Annotated in this window: 15 protein-coding genes; 10 read left to right on the top strand and 5 right to left on the bottom strand. The window is 71.6% G+C overall.

The window, feature by feature from the left end:
- Positions 1 to 152: 152 nt before the first annotated feature.
- The 4 genes from pheS (at position 153) to CEB94_RS08230 (ending at position 6,121) form a co-directional block, all read left to right on the top strand.
- Positions 153 to 1,280: a phenylalanine--tRNA ligase subunit alpha gene (pheS, locus tag CEB94_RS08245; protein WP_104778690.1), complete on the top strand. Its 1,128-nt coding sequence runs from the start codon at positions 153 to 155 to the stop codon at positions 1,278 to 1,280.
- The gene (pheT, locus tag CEB94_RS08240) at positions 1,280 to 3,793 is read left to right on the top strand and encodes a phenylalanine--tRNA ligase subunit beta (RefSeq protein WP_175431540.1); all 2,514 of its coding nucleotides are present in this window, start codon (positions 1,280 to 1,282) and stop codon (positions 3,791 to 3,793) included. Before pheS ends, pheT begins: the two co-directional genes overlap by 1 nt.
- Before the next feature lie 333 nt (positions 3,794 to 4,126).
- A complete protein-coding gene (locus tag CEB94_RS08235) occupies positions 4,127 to 5,467 on the top strand; it encodes an NsdA family TPR-like regulatory protein (protein ID WP_175431539.1) in 1,341 nt (446 codons plus the stop codon).
- Positions 5,468 to 5,575: 108 nt separating this feature from the next.
- On the top strand, positions 5,576 to 6,121 hold the full coding sequence (locus CEB94_RS08230) for an NUDIX hydrolase (protein ID WP_175431538.1): 546 nt from the start codon (positions 5,576 to 5,578) through the stop codon (positions 6,119 to 6,121).
- Position 6,122: 1 nt separating this feature from the next.
- Here CEB94_RS08230 and CEB94_RS08225 read toward each other — a convergent pair whose 3' ends face one another.
- Entirely contained in the window at positions 6,123 to 6,380 is a 258-nt protein-coding gene (locus CEB94_RS08225) for a hypothetical protein (protein ID WP_175431537.1), read from the bottom strand.
- A 219-nt stretch (positions 6,381 to 6,599) separates the two neighbouring features.
- Between CEB94_RS08225 and CEB94_RS08220 the strand changes: the two genes are divergently transcribed.
- Complete coding sequence (locus CEB94_RS08220) at positions 6,600 to 6,830, top strand: hypothetical protein (RefSeq protein ID WP_175431536.1); 231 nt, start codon at positions 6,600 to 6,602, stop codon at positions 6,828 to 6,830.
- A gap of 22 nt (positions 6,831 to 6,852) precedes the next feature.
- Here the strand turns inward: CEB94_RS08220 and CEB94_RS08215 are convergent, their stop codons facing one another.
- Positions 6,853 to 7,728, bottom strand: a complete 876-nt coding sequence (locus CEB94_RS08215; protein WP_175431535.1) for a 3-hydroxybutyryl-CoA dehydrogenase — start codon at positions 7,726 to 7,728, stop codon at positions 6,853 to 6,855.
- Positions 7,729 to 7,907: 179 nt separating this feature from the next.
- Here CEB94_RS08215 and CEB94_RS08210 point away from each other — a divergent pair, with 179 nt between their 5' ends.
- Positions 7,908 to 9,137 carry a glycoside hydrolase family 10-like protein gene (locus CEB94_RS08210; protein WP_425472436.1) on the top strand — a complete coding sequence of 410 codons (1,230 nt, stop codon included), beginning with the start codon at positions 7,908 to 7,910 and terminating at the stop codon, positions 9,135 to 9,137.
- 1 nt (position 9,138) lies between these two features.
- Here the strand turns inward: CEB94_RS08210 and CEB94_RS08205 are convergent, their stop codons facing one another.
- Positions 9,139 to 9,339 (bottom strand): DUF1918 domain-containing protein, encoded by a 201-nt coding sequence (locus tag CEB94_RS08205; RefSeq protein ID WP_010045242.1) that lies wholly within the window; start codon positions 9,337 to 9,339, stop codon positions 9,139 to 9,141.
- Between the two features lie 92 nt (positions 9,340 to 9,431).
- Positions 9,432 to 10,352 carry a DMT family transporter gene (locus CEB94_RS08200; protein ID WP_175431533.1) on the bottom strand — a complete coding sequence of 307 codons (921 nt, stop codon included), beginning with the start codon at positions 10,350 to 10,352 and terminating at the stop codon, positions 9,432 to 9,434.
- Between CEB94_RS08200 and CEB94_RS08195 the strand changes: the two genes are divergently transcribed.
- From CEB94_RS08195 to CEB94_RS08185, 3 genes are all read left to right on the top strand, one after another.
- Entirely contained in the window at positions 10,351 to 11,787 is a 1,437-nt protein-coding gene (locus CEB94_RS08195) for an aminotransferase-like domain-containing protein (RefSeq protein ID WP_175431532.1), read from the top strand. The two genes, CEB94_RS08200 and CEB94_RS08195, sit on opposite strands and share 2 nt — an antisense overlap.
- 41 nt (positions 11,788 to 11,828) lie before the next feature.
- Positions 11,829 to 12,269 (top strand): GNAT family N-acetyltransferase, encoded by a 441-nt coding sequence (locus CEB94_RS08190; protein WP_175431531.1) that lies wholly within the window; start codon positions 11,829 to 11,831, stop codon positions 12,267 to 12,269.
- A 73-nt stretch (positions 12,270 to 12,342) separates the two neighbouring features.
- Positions 12,343 to 12,936 carry a histidine phosphatase family protein gene (locus CEB94_RS08185; RefSeq protein WP_175431530.1) on the top strand — a complete coding sequence of 198 codons (594 nt, stop codon included), beginning with the start codon at positions 12,343 to 12,345 and terminating at the stop codon, positions 12,934 to 12,936.
- Positions 12,937 to 12,949: 13 nt separating this feature from the next.
- On the opposite strand, the gene CEB94_RS08180 is transcribed toward CEB94_RS08185, so the two are convergent.
- A complete protein-coding gene (locus tag CEB94_RS08180; protein ID WP_175431529.1) occupies positions 12,950 to 13,390 on the bottom strand; it encodes a DUF6314 family protein in 441 nt (146 codons plus the stop codon).
- Between the two features lie 137 nt (positions 13,391 to 13,527).
- Between CEB94_RS08180 and CEB94_RS08175 the strand changes: the two genes are divergently transcribed.
- The gene (locus CEB94_RS08175; protein WP_175431528.1) at positions 13,528 to 16,014 is read left to right on the top strand and encodes an alpha-L-arabinofuranosidase C-terminal domain-containing protein; all 2,487 of its coding nucleotides are present in this window, start codon (positions 13,528 to 13,530) and stop codon (positions 16,012 to 16,014) included.
- Positions 16,015 to 16,065 lie beyond the last annotated feature (51 nt).

Genomic DNA, 16,065 nt, shown 5'->3' with positions numbered 1-16,065 from the left:
CATTCGCCTACCTGAGGGCCCGCTCGGACCGGGCGTCCGAGAGGGGCCCTCCACCCCGTTAGACTCGGCCAATGGCACCTTTGTGTCCCGGAGACGGCCGTCCGAGTCGGTGACGGGGACCTTCAGCCAGCCAATCGGAAGCACGGGAAGAGATGTCGGCACCGAATAAGTCGTACGACCCTGTCGAGGTCGAGACGTTGAAACCGGAAGAGATCGAGCGCATGCGGGACGAGGCGCTCGCCGCCTTCGCTGCCGCGGACTCCCTCGACGCGCTCCACGAGGCCAAGGTCGCCCAGACCGGCCCCACCTCGCCGCTGGCCCTCGCCAACCGCGAGATCGGCGCCCTGCCCCCGCACGCCAAGGCCGAGGCCGGAAAGCGCGTCGGCCAGGCCCGCGGCGCCGTGAACAAGGCCCTCGCCGCCCGCCAGGTGGAACTCGAGGCCGAGCGGGACGCGCGCGTGCTCGTCGAGGAGGCGGTGGACGTCACGCTGCCGTACGACCGCGTACCGTCCGGCGCCAGGCACCCGCTGACCACCATGATGGAGCGGGTCGCGGACGTCTTCGTGGCCATGGGCTACGAGGTCGCCGAAGGCCCGGAGGCCGAAGCGGAGTGGTTCAACTTCGACGCCCTCAACTTCCTGCCCGACCACCCGGCCCGGCAGATGCAGGACACCTTCTTCGTGCAGGGCCCCAAGGGCACCGACGAGTCCGGGTCCGGCGTCGTCCTGCGCACGCACACCTCCCCGGTGCAGGCCCGCGCGCTGCTCGACCGTGAGCTGCCGGTCTACATCGTCTGCCCCGGCCGCGTGTTCCGCACGGACGAGCTGGACGCCACGCACACGCCCGTCTTCCACCAGATCGAGCTGCTCGCGGTGGACGAGGGCCTGACGATGGCCGACCTCAAGGGCACGCTCGACCACATGGTCCAGGCCCTGTTCGGCGCGGACATGAAGACCCGGCTGCGGCCGAACTTCTTCCCGTTCACCGAGCCGAGCGCCGAGATGGACATGCTCTGCTACGTCTGCAAGGGCGAGTCCATCGGCAACCCCGACCGCCCCTGCCGCACCTGCTCCTCCGAGGGCTGGATCGAGCTCGGCGGCTGCGGCATGGTCAACCCGCGGGTGCTCACCGCCTGCGGCGTCGACCCCGAGAAGTACAGCGGGTTCGCCTTCGGGTTCGGCATCGAGCGGATGCTGATGTTCCGCCACAACGTCGAAGACATGCGAGACATGGTCGAGGGTGACGTCCGGTTCACCCGGCCGTTCGGGATGGAGATCTGATGCGGGTCCCGCTTTCTTGGCTGCGGGAGTACGTCGACCTGCCGGAGACGGAATCCGGCCGCGACGTCCAGGAGAAGCTCGTCTCGGCCGGTCTCGAGGTCGAGACCGTCGAGCAGCTCGGCGCCGACCTCAAGGGCCCGCTGGTCGTCGGCCAGGTGTCGACGATCGAGGAGCTGACGGAGTTCAAGAAGCCGATCCGCTTCTGCACCGTCGACGTCGGCCGGGCCAACGGCACCGGTGAGCCCCAGGAGATCGTCTGCGGCGCCCGCAACTTCGCCGTCGGCGACAAGGTCGTCGTGGCCCTGCCCGGCGCCGTCCTGCCCGGTGACTTCCAGATCGCCGAGCGCAAGACCTACGGCAAGATGTCGCGCGGCATGATCTGCTCCAGCGACGAGCTGAACATGGGCGACGACGGCACCAAGGGCATCATCGTCCTGCCGCCGGAGACCGAGATCGGCAAGGACGCCGTCGAGCTGCTCGAACTGGTCGACGAGGTCCTCGACATCGCCGTCACGCCCGACCGCGGCTACTGCCTGTCCATCCGCGGCGTGGCCCGCGAGACCGCCATCGCCTACGGGCTGCCGCTGCGCGACCCGGCGCTGATCGACGTGCCCGGCCCGAACGCCTACGGCTACCCGGTGCGGATCTCCGACCCCCTCGGCTGCGACCGCTTCACGGCCCGCACGGTGACCGGCCTGAGCGCCGAGGCCCGCTCCCCGATCTGGCTCCAGCGCCGGCTGCAGAAGGTCGGCATGCGCCCGATCTCGCTCGCCGTCGACGTCACCAACTACGTGATGATGGAGCTCGGCCAGCCGCTGCACGCCTACGACCGCGGCCTGGTCCAGGGCACCATCGGCGTGCGCCGGGCCGAGCCGGGCGAGAAGCTCACCACCCTCGACGGTGCCGAGCGCACGCTGGACGCCGAGGATCTGGTGATCACCGACGACCGCGGCCCGATCGGGCTCGCCGGCGTCATGGGCGGCGCCAACACGGAGATCGCCGACCACGACAACGTCGAGAACGCCACGGCCGACGTCGTCATCGAGGCCGCGCACTTCGACGCGGTGTCGATCGCGCGCACGGCCCGCCGGCACAAGCTGTCCTCCGAGGCGTCTCGGCGCTTCGAGCGCGGCGTCGACCCGCAGGCCGCGGCGGCCGCCGCGCAGCGCACCGTCGACCTGCTGGTGCTGCTCGCGGGCGGCACCGCCGAGGTCGGCGTCACCGAGGTCCTCGCCCCTTCCGCGCCGCGCACCATCACCATCCCGGCCGATCACCCGGACAAGGTCGCGGGCGTGGTCTACGGCCGCGAGACCGTCGTACGCCGCCTCCAGGAGGTCGGCTGCGACGTGTACGGGCAGGACGAGCTGATCGTCACCGTGCCGTCCTGGCGGCCCGACCTCACCGACCCGAACGACCTGGCCGAAGAGGTCATCCGGCTGGAGGGCTACGAGAACCTGCCCTCCACGCTGCCCAAGCCGCCGGCGGGCCTCGGCCTGACCGACCGGCAGCGGCTGCACCGCCGCGTGGGCCGCGCCCTGGCCGGTGCCGGATACGTCGAGGCGCTGAACTACCCGTTCATCGGCGAGCAGGTCTTCGACCAGCTCGGCCTGGAGGCGGACGACCGGGCCCGGCGCGTCGTGAAGCTCAGCAACCCGCTGAGCGACGAGGAGCCCGTGCTGCGCACGTCGCTGCTGCCGGGTCTGCTCGCCGCCCTGCGGCGCAACGACGGCCGGGGCTCGCACGACCTCGCGCTGTTCGAGTCCGGTCTGGTCTTCCGGCCGCGCGAGGAGCAGCGGATCGCGGCCGTGCTGCCGGTCGACCGCCGCCCGACCGACGAGGAGCTCGCCGAGCTGAACGCGGCGCTGCCCGAGCAGCCGCGGCACGTGGCCGTCGTCCTCGCCGGTGCGCGTGAGCAGGCCGGCTGGTGGGGCAAGGGCCGTCCGGCCGACTGGGCCGACGCGGTCGAGGCCGCGCGGTCCGTCGCGCGGGAGGCCGGCGCCGAGCTCGTCATCCGCAAGGGGCAGTACGGGCCGTGGCACCCGGGGCGATGCGCCGAGCTGGCGGTCACCGTGGACGGTGCCGAGCGGGTCGTGGGGCACGCGGGCGAGCTGCATCCGCGGGTCGTGAAGGCCCTCGGCCTCCCCGCGCGCACCTGCGCGACGGAGATCGACCTGGACGCGGTGGAGGCCGCCGGTGACGCCACGGCGGCGGCGCCGCGGATCTCCACGTTCCCCGTGGCCACGCAGGACGTCGCCCTGGTCGTCGACGCCGTTGTTCCGGCGGCGGAGGTCGAGGAGGCCTTGCGTGAGGGGGCCGGGGAGCTGCTGGAGTCGATCCGGCTGTTCGACGTGTATGAGAACGCGGAGCAGCTGGGTGACGGACGGAAGTCGCTCGCCTACGCGCTGCGGTTCCGGGCGGCCGACCGGACGCTGACCGTGGACGAGGCGTCCGCGGCCCGCGACGCGGCGGTCGCCCTCGCGGGCGGGCGTGTGGGCGCCGAGCTGCGGAGCTGAGTGCCCAAGGGGCGGGGAACCGCGGTGTGCGGGCGGCTGCGGCTTCGTCGTGGTCGTCCGCGCGGTTCCCCGCACCCCAGACGGTCCGGCCGGCGGAGCCGTCCGCCCCGCCACGGAGTGTCGGGCAGGCGGCCGGGCGGACGGCGATAGCGGGCCGCCGCACTGTACGAGGGGGAGCCGGCGGCCCGGCCGGCCTCTTTCGAGGCGATTCAGTCAACCGGCCGGCGACTCTCAGCGACAGCGCGCACACAGCGCGGATGCGGGCACTCCGTTCACACCCCGTGTGAAGACGGACCCACTAATCTGGCCGCACCGAGCCATCCGGGGGCCCACATGCAGCCCAACACTCTGCTCGACGCGATCCTGGACGAGGCGGGGATCTCGCACGCGGGGCTGGCCGCACACGTCAACCAGGCGGGACGGGCACGTGGCCTGTCCCTGAGGTACGAACACACCGCCGTCGCCCGGTGGTTGAAGGGGCAGCGCCCCCGGGGCCAGGTGCCCGACCTGATCTGCGAGGTGCTCGCGGCCCGGCTGCAGCGGCCGGTCACCCTCGACGACATCGGCCTCGGCGTGCCCGGCGAGCCGTCCGCCCCGCACACCGGCTCCCTGTCCGGGTTCGTCGAACGGGCCACCGCCCTGTGGCGCTCCGACCAGCAGCAGCGCCCGCACATCCTGGGCGCGCCCGCGCTCACCGGCACGCCCGCCGTGATGCCGGTGTGGGAGTGGGAGAACCCGCCCGAGGACGTGGACGTCTCCCGCGGCGGCAGACACCGGGTCACCGCGGGCGACCTGGAGATGCTGCGGTCCGCCCGCACGCACTACGAGCAGATGTACCGCAAGGCCGGGGGCATCGCGACGCGGGCCCGTATCGTCGGCTTCCTCAACGCCGAGGCCGCCCCGCTGCTGCGCGGCAGCTACACCGACGAGACCGGCCGCCAACTGCACCGGGCCACCGGCGGGTTGGTGGCGGTCGCCGGCATTTGCGCGTACGACTCCGACGCGCACGGCCTGGCCCAGCGCTACTTCCATCAGGCGCTGCGGCTCGCCAAGGCCAGCGGTGACCGGGGACTGGGGGCGTATGTGATCGCCCTGCTCGTCAACCAGTCGCTGTTCATGCGGGAGTACCGTCAGTCCGTCGCCTTCGCGGAGGCGGCGCTGCGGGCCGCCGGCAAGCACATCACCCCAGCGCTCGCCTCCGACCTGTACGCGATGCAGGCCAAGGCGTACGCGCATCTCGGCGACGGCGGCGGCGCCCTGTCCTGCATCCGGCGGGCCGAGCAGGCCGCCGAGCGCATCCGGCGCGGCCACGAGCCCGACGAGACCGGTTATGTCCAGCCCGGGCTCGTCAATGTGCAGGTGGCGGAGGCGCTGCTGAGCCTCGGGGAGATCGCGGCCGCCGGGGAGCATGCCGCGGCCGCCGTCGGCAACCCGGCGCACGACCGCGGCCGGGTGCACCGGCTGGCCATGCTCAGCACCATCGAGCTGCGGCAGGGCAACGCCGACAAGGCGGTGGTCATCGCCGTGCAGATGGCCGAGCAGGCCCGGGGCATGGAGTCCCAGCGGCTGCGCGACCGGCTGCGCGCGGTGCGGGAGCACCTGGCGCGCAGTGGCTGCGCGGGCACGGCCGAGGCCGCCGAACTCATCGACGGAGCACTGCGCGTACCGTTGTAGGTCCGGGCGGTGGCGCCCGTGTCTCGCTCCGAGGCGCTTCCTGTGCGCCTGCTGTCCGTACGTCCCTGCTGCGATATTGCCACTTACTCGACGGAAGGTGGCAGAACCGTGCAGTGGACGAAACACAACGAACAAACTGTGTACTCAAACCGCTGGTTCAGCGTCAATCTCGCGGATGTCGAACTGCCGGACGGCAGGCACCTGGACCACTTCCTCATACGGCTGCGGCCCGTCGCGGTGGCCACGGTCGTGAACGAGGCCAACGAGGTGCTGCTGCTCTGGCGGCACCGTTTCATCACCGACAGCTGGGGGTGGGAACTCGCGGCCGGGGTGGTCGAGGACGGCGAGGACATCGCCCGCGCGGCCGCCAGGGAACTGGAGGAGGAGACCGGCTGGCGGCCGGGGCCCCTGCGCCACCTGATGAGCGTGGAGCCGTCCAACGGGCTCACCGACGCCCGGCACCACGTGTACTGGGCCGACGAGGGCGAGTACGTCGGGCACCCCGTGGACGACTTCGAGTCGGACCGCCGGGAATGGGTGCCTCTCAAGCTCGTCCCCGACATTGTCGCCCGCGGCGAGGTCCCGGCCGCCAACATGGCGGCCGCGTTACTTCTGCTGCACCATCTCAGGCTCGGTCAGGACACGCTGCCCTGAGTCAACGGCCGAGCGCCTGCCAGATCGCCATGACGAGGGCACCCACGGCGGTGAGGGCGCAGACCGCGGGCAGCGGCCAGCGCGCGTGTTCGAGCGTGTGGATCCGGGTGTTGAGCTCCTCGATCTCCTTGGCGGTCTCCTCGGTGCGGTGGCTGAGCAGAGCCAGTCCGCCCTCGACGCGGGCATAGGCCACATCGAGGCGGCGTCGTAACTCTGCGAGTTCTCCATGGACGACGGGATGCTCGGGATCGGCGGTCACGAGTCCGCTCCTTTCCGTAGTCGTTTCACATCCCTTGCATGCGTATGAGGAGTCAACTCGCCTGGTGGGCGCCTGGGGAGAGTGTGCGAGGGGCATATGCGAGCCCGGCGCGCACACGGTGTGTGAATGCCGCGAGCCCGGCACCAAGTCCGGTGCCGGGCCCGCAGCTTGGCCGAAATCTGACCGTCCGTAACCGGCCTCGGGGGTACCCGGGACGGCATGACGAAGCGGCAGAAGTACGCGGCGTACGCGATGGCGCTCTACGCGCTGCTGGTCGTGGTGTTCCGGTACTCCTCGGGCGGAACGGGGTGGGGCACGGCGCTGCTGCTCGCCCTGGCCGCCACTCCGCTCGCCCTCTGGATGGGCTGGCTGCGCGGGCGCCTCAACGAGCGGGCGGCGGAATGGGGACGCCGCCGGTTCCGGCCGTGGCCGGAGGAGCGGCGGCGTTGAGGTGGCTGCTTCAGCCGGGCGGTCAGCCGTAGGTGTAGAAGCCCGAGCCCGTCTTGCGGCCCAGCCGGCCCGCGTCGACCATACGCTGCAGGAGCGGGGGAGCGGCGTACAGGGGCTCCTTGTACTCCTCGTACATGGACTGCGCGACCGAGGCGACCGTGTCCAGGCCGATCAGGTCGGACAGCTTGAGCGGGCCCATGGGGTGGGCGCAGCCCATCTCCATGCCGTTGTCGATGTCCTCGCGGCTGGCGATGCCCGTCTCGAACATCCGGATCGCGGAGAGCAGGTACGGGATCAGCAGCGCGTTGACCACGAAGCCGGAGCGGTCCTGGGCGCGGATCGCGTGCTTGCCCAGCAGCTTCTCGGTGAACATCTGGGCGCGGCTGATCGTGCCCTCGGACGTGGTGAGCGCCGGGATCAGCTCGACGAGCTTCTGCACCGGGGCCGGGTTGAAGAAGTGGATGCCGATGACCTGGTCGGGCCGTGACGTCGCCACTGCCAGCTTCACCAGCGGGATCGAGGAGGTGTTGGACGCCAGGATCGCGTCGGGCCGGGTCACGACCTGGTCGAGCACCTGGAAGATCTCGGACTTGACCTGCTCGTTCTCGACGACGGCCTCGATCACGAGGTCACGGTCGGCGAACTCGCCGAGATCCGTGGTGAAGCTCAGGCGGGCCAGTGTGGCCTCCTGCTCCTCCTCGGTGATCTTGCCGCGTTCGGCTGCCTTGGCCAGGGAGGTGAACAGCCGGGTGCGGCCGATCTCCAGGGCTTCGCCGGTGGTCTCGGCGACCATGACGTCCAGGCCGGCCCGGGCGCACACCTCGGCGATCCCCGCGCCCATCTGACCGCAGCCCACGACTCCGACGCGTGCAATGTCTCCCGCTGGGATGTCCGTCACATCGTCCCTTTCGCTGCTGATCCACGACCGGCAGGCCGGCCGGGTCCCGGCGCCTGCTCCGTTCGTGCACGTTACCGCCAAGTATCGATGATCGATCGCGGGGGTCGGGTCCGCTTCGGGCATGCTGGGCGCGGAGCGATCCGCGACCGGGCGGATCCGCGGCTTTTTGGGGCATGCGGATGGGACGAGTCTCACGCAGGGCGTTCGCGGTGGCGGCGCTGTCGGCTTTCACGATGATGCCTCAGGCGTCGGCCGCCCCCGGGCGGAAGGGCGGGGCGCCGGAATCCGAGATGCGGGGCGTCTGGATCGCCTCCGTGGCCAACCGCGACTGGCCATCGAAGCCCGGGCTGACCGCGTCGCAGCAGCGCGCCGAGCTGCTCACTCACCTCGACACGGCGGTCAGCAACCGGCTCAACACCGTGTTCCTCCAGGTCCGGCCCACGGCGGACGCCCTGTGGCCCTCGCCGTACGAGCCCTGGTCGCAGTACCTCACCGGCACCCAGGGCAAGGACCCCGGCTGGGACCCGCTGGGCACGGCAGTGCAGGAGGCGCATGCCCGGGGCCTCCGGCTGCACGCCTGGTTCAACCCGTACCGGATCGCCGCTCACGCCGACCCGACCAGGCTCGTCGCCTCCCACCCCGCCCGCCGGAACCCCGACTGGGTGGTGACGTACGGCGGGAAGCTGTTCTACAACCCGGGGCTGCCCGAGGTCCGCGCCTTCGTCGAGGACGCGATGCTCGACGCGGTGGCGAAGTACCCCGTGGACGGCGTCCACTTCGACGACTACTTCTACCCGTACCCCGTGGCGGGGCAGAGCTTCGACGACGACGCGGCCTACGACGAGCACGGCGGCGGCTTCCCGGACCGGGCCGCCTGGCGGCGGGACAACATCGACCGGCTGGTGCGGGAGACGGCGGACCGCATCAAGGAGGCCCGTCCGGGCGCCCGCTTCGGTATCAGCCCCTTCGGCGTGTGGCGCAACGCCGCGACCGACCCGCTCGGCTCGGACACCCGGGCGGGTGTGGAGACGTACGACGATCTGCACGCCGACACCCGGAAGTGGGTGCGGGAGGGCTGGATCGACTACATCGTCCCGCAGCTGTACTGGAACATCGGCTTCGCCGCCGCCGACTACGCGAAGCTGGTGCCCTGGTGGGCGGAGGTCGCGCGCGGCAGCTCGACGCAGCTCTATGTGGGGGAGGCGCTGTACAAGGCCGGCGACCCGGCGCAGCCCGCCCCGTGGCAGGAGACCGGCGAGCTCTCCCGGCACCTGACGCTGGCCGGGGAGTACCCGCAGGTGCGCGGACACGTCTACTTCGCCGCCAAGGACGTGGCGGCCGACCGGATCGGGGCGATGGCGCGGGTGGTCGCCGACCACTACGGGCAGCCGGCGTCGCCCCCGCGCTGAGTCATGGCCCGGTGGTGGTCTCCCTGTGCCGGATCTCCGTGTCGGGTCCCGGGGAGCACACGCCCTCGTGTCCGTCCTCGAACCGGACGCGGTACGGCGGGTTGCCCTCCTGGCCGAGCACTTCGACGATCTCGCCGACCTTGTCGTGCTGACCGACCACCCTGCCGTGCTGGACAAGCTGGTCACCCACGGTTGCGCGCATATGGGGCCTCCTCACGATGTGCGGAGCAGCGGTCCGTGGCCTTGAGTCTACGGCGGGGGGCGCCTGTAGGCAGTGGCCGTGCGCCGTCCCGCTCAGCCGCGTGATCGCTGTGTGACGGCGATGCAGACCAGCACCGCCGCGGCCGTCAGCGGGGCGGCGACCGTGAGGTGCTCGCCCAGCAGCAGCACCGACCACACCAGTGTGAGCAGCGGCTGGGCGAGCTGCAACTGGCTGGCCTTGGGGATGCCGATGGCCGCCATGCCGCGGTACCAGACGACCAGCCCGGCGAACTGCGAACCCGCCGCGACCCACAGCAGGCCGGTGACGCTGTGCGCGGTCAGCCGGACGGGTTCGTGCGCCAGGGCGAGGGCGGCGACGGGCACGGTCAGCGGCAGGCACAGCACCAGCGCCCAGCCGATCACCTGCCAGCCCGGCATGACCCGGGCCAGCCGGCCGCCCTCGGTGTAGCCGGCCGCGCAGACCAGCAGCGCGGCGAAGAGGTACAGGTCGGCGGTGGTCAGGGCGCCGCCGCTCTGCTGCACGGTGAAGGCCAGCACCGCCGCCGCGCCCGCGAGGGCGGCGATCCAGAAGGTGCGCGAGGGCCGCGTGCCGACGCGCAGGGCCGAGAAGAGCGCGGTGGTCAGCGGGAGCAGGCCGACCACGACGGCGGCGTGCGCGGTGGTGGAGGTCTCCAGCGCCAGCGTGGTCAGCAGGGGGAAGCCGAGGACGACACCGGCCCCGACGACCGCGAGGCCCGGCCAGTGCCGACGGGCGGGCAGCGGCACCCGCAGCGCCAGGAGAGCGACGCCCGCGATCACAGCGGCCAGGACGCTCCGCACGGCGACCAGCGACCAGGGACCGAAGCCCTCCAGCCCCCAGGCGGTGGCCGGGAACGTGAGGGAGAAGGCCACGACGCCGAGGGCGGCCTGGAGGGTGCCGAAGCCGGGGCGCTCCGGGGCCGGGGTGGCGACTGCTATCGAGGCCACCGCAGTAGCGCTACTCTGTGCTCTCATGCAAGAGCGTAGCAGTGTGGGTGATCTGGCAGAACAGCTGAGGCGGGAGCTCGACCGCTACTCGCCCGGTGGAAAGCTGCCGTCGAGTCGGGCCCTCGTGGAACGGTTCCGGGTGAGCCCGGTAACGGTGTCGCGTGCCCTGGCGCAGCTCGCCGCCGAGGGCCTCGTGGTCACTCGGCCCGGCGCGGGCGCGTTCCGTGCGCAGGCCCGGACGTCACCGGCCCCCGGCGGGGACACCTCCTGGCAGGAGGTCGCGCTCAGCGCCGACGGCGCCGCCGATCTCGTACCGCGCTCGGTCGACGCCTCGGGGGTGCTGGTGTCGCTGGCCGCGCCGCCGCCCGGCGTGATCGAGTTCAACGGCGGCTATCTGCACCCGTCGCTGCAGCCGGAGCGGGCGATGGCCGCCGCGCTCTCGCGGGCCGGGCGCCGTCCCGGTGCCTGGGGGCGCCCGCCCATGGAGGGGCTGCCGGAGCTGCGCGAGTGGTTCGCGCGGAGCATCGGCGGCGCGGTCACGGCCGCCGAGGTGCTGGTCACCGCGGGCGGACAGTCCGCGCTGACCACGGCCCTGCGCGCCCTCGCCCCACCCGGCGCCCCCGTTCTGGTCGAGTCGCCGACCTACCCCGGCATGCTCGCCATCGCCCGCGCCGCCGGTTTGCGCCCGGTACCCGTGCCGGTGGACGCCGACGGTGTGCGGCCGGCCCTGCTCGCCGACGCGTTCCGCGCCACCGGCGCCCCGGCCTTCGTCTGCCAGCCGCTCTTCCAGAACCCCACCGGCGCCGTACTCGCGCCCGAGCGGCGCGCCGAGGTGCTGCGCATCGCGCGGGAGGCGGGTGCGTTCGTCGTCGAGGACGACTTCGTACGGCGGCTCGTGCACGAGGACGCGGGGCCGCTGCCGCGGCCGCTGGCCGCCGACGACCCCGACGGCGTCGTCGTCCACGTCTCCTCGCTCACCAAGGCGACCTCTCCGAGCTTCCGGGTGAGTGCCCTGGCCGCCCGCGGACCGGTCCTGGAACGGCTGCGCGCCATCCAGGTCGTCGACACCTTCTTCGTGCCGCGCCCCCTCCAGGAGGCCGCGCTCGAACTCGTCGGCTCGCCCGCCTGGCCGCGCCATCTGCGGGCGGTCTCCGCGGAGTTGAAGGCCCGCCGGGACGCGATGACCGGTGCCCTCGCCCTGCACCTGCCGGAGTTCGCCCTGGCGCACATCCCGTCCGGCGGCTACCACCTGTGGCCGCGCCTGCCCGACGGCACGGACGAGTCGGTCCTGACCTCGGCGGCCCTGCGGGCCGGCGTCGCCCTCACGCCGGGCCGCCCGTACTTCAGCGCCGAACCACCGGCCGCGCACGTCCGGCTGAGCTTCGCGGCGGTCGCCGGGACCGGGGAGATCGCGGAGGGCGTCCGGCGGCTGCGTACGGCCTGCGACGAGGTGCTGGGATAACCGCTCGACGCGCCTCCGGGCGGCCTGCGAGCATCGCGGCCATGACCGACACGCCGAGCCTGCCCGAGGGCTACGAGATCTCCACCGACCCCGCCCGCGTCGACCGCGAGCGCGTGCACCACTGGCTGTCCACCGACGCCTACTGGGCACTGGGGCGCCCCCGTGAGACGCAGGAGCGGGCTATCGAGGGGTCGCTCAACTTCGGCGTGTACGAGACGGTGTCGGGGGAGCAGGTCGCGTACGCCCGGGTGATCACCGACCGGGCGACCTTCGCATGGCTGTGTGACGTGTACGTCGATCCGTCGGTGCGCGGCAAGGGCGTCGGAAGCGCGCTCGTGGGCGCCGTACGGGACGAGTTGCGCTCGTACGGCGTGCGGCGGGTGCTGCTCGCCACGCACGACGCGCACGGGGTGTACGAGAAGCTCGGGTTCGCCGGGCTGGAGCGGCCCGAGCACTGGATGGCGCTCGTCTTCGGCCAGTGAAGGTCGGTGCACCCTGGGTAACTCGTAGGTAACACCTCTTGACCTGCGCACTTGTGGCGCTCACGATCGCCGCATGCCACTTCGGGTCACCTTCGTCGCCGCCGCGCGCAGCTCCCCGCTGCTCGCCGAGCGTTTCGAGGACGAGCGGCCGCTGGACCAGGCCGGCTGGGGCGAGGTGGAGCGCGCCGCCCACGAGCTGCTGCCGCTCGCCGCGGCCGAACTGCGCTACTGCTCGCCGACTCCGCGCAGCCGGTCGACGGGGGAGGGGCTCGGGTACGCGCCGCTGGTGCAACTCGGTCTGCGCGACTGTGACATGGGCCGGTGGCGCGGGCTGACCCTGGGCGAGGCGATGGCCCGGGAGCCGGATGCCGTGGACGCATGGCTCGCCGACCCCCGCGCCACACCGCACGGCGGTGAGTCGCTGGTCGACTTCATCACCCGGGTCGGCGGCTGGCTCGACACCCGGCCCGTCGAGGACGGCTGCCGCGTCGTGGCGGTGGCCGAGCCGTCCGTGATCCGGGCCGCCTTGGTGTACGCCCTGAAGGCACCGCCGTCGACGTACTGGAACATCGACGTCCGCCCGCTGTCGACGACCTCCGTGACAGGTCGTGCGGGCCGCTGGAACCTGCGTTTCGACGGGGCGTCGGCTCAGCCTTCACGCGCGTAGTCGGGGCGTCGGCTCAGCTTTCACGCGCGTAGTCGGTGCGCAGTACGAGGTCCTTGGCGGGGCCGCGCACGTGCCACACCGTCCGCCAGTGGTCCGCGTCCCGGACGGTGAACTCGCCGCGGTAGAGGTCCGCGGCGCAGGGGTGGTCGGCGATGTGCCGCCCGGACGTCAGATCCAGCTCGTGGAACGGCCGGCCGTCGGCGAACCGCACGTCCGCGCTGCCGCCCGGGCCCGGCAGGAACCGCAGGGTCCGCTCCGCGGGCCGGGCCACGCCCTGCCAGACGAAGACGCCGGACTCGTGGTGCAGCAGCCCGCCGGTCTCCTCGGTACGGAACTCGGTGGTTCCGGTGAACTCCCCCTCCGCGCCGCTCGCGAGATCCCACACCGACCGCGTCACGCCCCAGCGACCGGCCAGGTACGCCAGCACCTCGGGCACTGGCCAGCACTCGCCCATCCCGAACCGCTCTCCGTCCCAAGCGTTGCTGCGCGACCCATTGACGCGCACCGGTACCCTCCCTATCTTGCCGTTCGAAGTGCTGATCAATGTCTGATATTTCGAACACTCCTCTACCAGAGAGCCGCGGAGTATCCATGCCACGCACCGCCGCCCGCACCCGATGGAGAGTGGGTCTCGCGACCACCGCCCTCCTGACGGCAACAGCCCTCGTACCGGCCCCCGCGCACGCCGAGGACGTCACCGACTACGCGATCAGCGTCGACCCGTCCGCGAAGGGCGCCGCGATCGACGACACGATGTACGGCGTCTTCTTCGAGGACATCAACCGGGCCGCCGACGGCGGTCTGTACGCCGAACTCGTGCAGAACCGCTCCTTCGAGTACTCCACCGCCGACAACGGCTCCTACACGCCCCTGACCTCCTGGGCGGCCGGCGGCACGGCCCAGGTGCTGAACGACTCCGGCCGGCTCAACGAACGCAACCGCAACTACCTCTCCCTGGGCGCCGGTTCGTCCGTCACGAACGCCGGCTACAACACCGGCATCAGGGTCGAGCAGGGCAAGCGGTACGACTTCTCCGTGTGGGCCCGCGCCGAGAGCGGCAGCGCCCTCACCGTCTCGCTGAAGGACGCCGCGGGCAGCCTGGCCACCGCCCGCAAGGTCGCCGTGAAGGGCGGCTGGGCCAAGTACAAGGCCACGTTCACGGCAACCCGCACGAGCAACCGCGGCCGGCTCGCCGTCGCCTCGTCGAACGCCGCCGCGCTGGACGAGGTGTCCCTCTTCCCGCGCGAGACGTACAAGAACCAGCCGAACGGGCTGCGCAAGGACCTCGCCGAGAAGATCGCCGCCCTGAAGCCGGGCTTCGTGCGCTTCCCCGGCGGCTGCCTGGTCAACACCGGCTCCATGGAGGACTACAGCGAGGCCTCGAACTGGCAGCGCAAGCGCAGCTACCAGTGGAAGGACACCATAGGCCCGGTCGAGCAGCGCGCCACCAACGCCAACTTCTGGGGCTACAACCAGAGCTACGGCCTCGGCTACTACGAGTACTTCCGCTTCTCCGAGGACATCGGCGCCATGCCGCTGCCCGTCGTCCCCGCCCTGGTGACCGGCTGCGGCCAGAACAAGGCCACCGACGACGACGCACTGCTCAAGCGGCACATCCAGGACTCCCTCGACCTGATCGAGTTCGCCAACGGCCCGGCGACCTCCAAGTGGGGCAAGGTCCGCGCGCGGATGGGCCACCCCAAGCCCTTCCACCTGACCCACATCGGGGTCGGCAACGAGGAGAACCTCCCGAAGGAGTTCTTCGCCCGCTTCGAGCAGTTCCGGGCCGCCATCAAGGACAAGTACCCGGACATCACCGTCATCTCCAACTCGGGCCCGGACGACGCCGGCACGACCTTCGACACCGCGTGGCAGCTCAACCGCGAGGGCAAGGTCGACATGGTCGACGAGCACTACTACAACAGCCCGAACTGGTTCCTGCAGAACAACGACCGCTACGACTCCTACGACAGGAACGGCCCCAAGGTCTTCCTCGGCGAATACGCCTCCCAGGGCAACGCCTGGAAGAACGGCCTCTCCGAAGCCGCCTTCATGACAGGCCTGGAGCGCAACGCGGACGTCGTCAAGCTCGCCTCGTACGCCCCGCTGCTCGCCAACGAGGACTACGTGCAGTGGAAGCCCGACATGATCTGGTTCAACAACCGGGCCTCCTGGAACTCGGCCAACTACGAGGTCCAGAAGCTGTTCATGACCAACGTCGGCGACCGTGTCGTCCCGTCGAAGGCCACGACCACGCCGAACGTCAGCGGCCCGATCACCGGTGCCGTCGGCCTGTCGACGTGGGCGACCAGCGCCGCGTACGACGACGTGTCGGTCACCTCGGCGGACGGCTCGACCCTGCTGAGCGACGACTTCTCCGGTGACGCCTCGAAGTGGAAGCACTCCGGCGCGGGCAGCTGGAGCGTCCAGGACGGTGCCTACGTCCAGACCGACACCGCCGCCGAGAACACCCTGGTCACGGCGGGCGACCCGGCCTGGAAGGACTACGACCTGCATGTGAAGGCCACCAAGAAGTCCGGCAAGGAGGGCTTCCTCGTCGCCTTCGGTGTCAAGGACACCGGCAACTACTACTGGTGGAACCTGGGCGGCTGGAACAACACCCAGTCCGCGATCGAGCAGGCCGTGGACGGCGGCAAGGGCACCCTGATGACGAAGCCCGGATCGATCGAGACCGGCCGGGCCTACGACATCGACATCAAGGTCCGAGGCCGCCAGGTCACCCTCTTCCTCGACGGCAAGGAGTGGGGCGGCTTCAAGGACGACAAGCCGGCCGAGCCCTTCCGCCAGGTCGTCACCAAGGACGCGAAGACCGGTGACCTGATCGTCAAGGTCGTCAACGCCCAGGCGGCCGAGGCCCGTACGGCCGTCGACCTCGGCGGCGCCAAGGTCGCCTCCACGGCCCGCGTGACCACGCTGGCCGCCGACGAGGACGCCGTGAACACCGAGACGGACACCCCGGTGACGCCGGTGACGTCCACCTTCCGGGGCGTGGCCAAGAAGTTCACGTACACCTTCCCGGCGAACTCCGTCACGTTCCTGAGGATCAAGCAGAAGTAGGACCCGGCGGTGTGGGCCGCTGCCCCTTGGCGGCGGCCCACACCATCGACG

Source organism: Streptomyces hawaiiensis (assembly GCF_004803895.1).
Lineage (GTDB): Bacteria > Actinomycetota > Actinomycetes > Streptomycetales > Streptomycetaceae > Streptomyces > Streptomyces hawaiiensis.
Note: the sequence above shows the minus strand (reverse complement) of the source record. Positions and strands in the feature narration are given on the sequence as shown.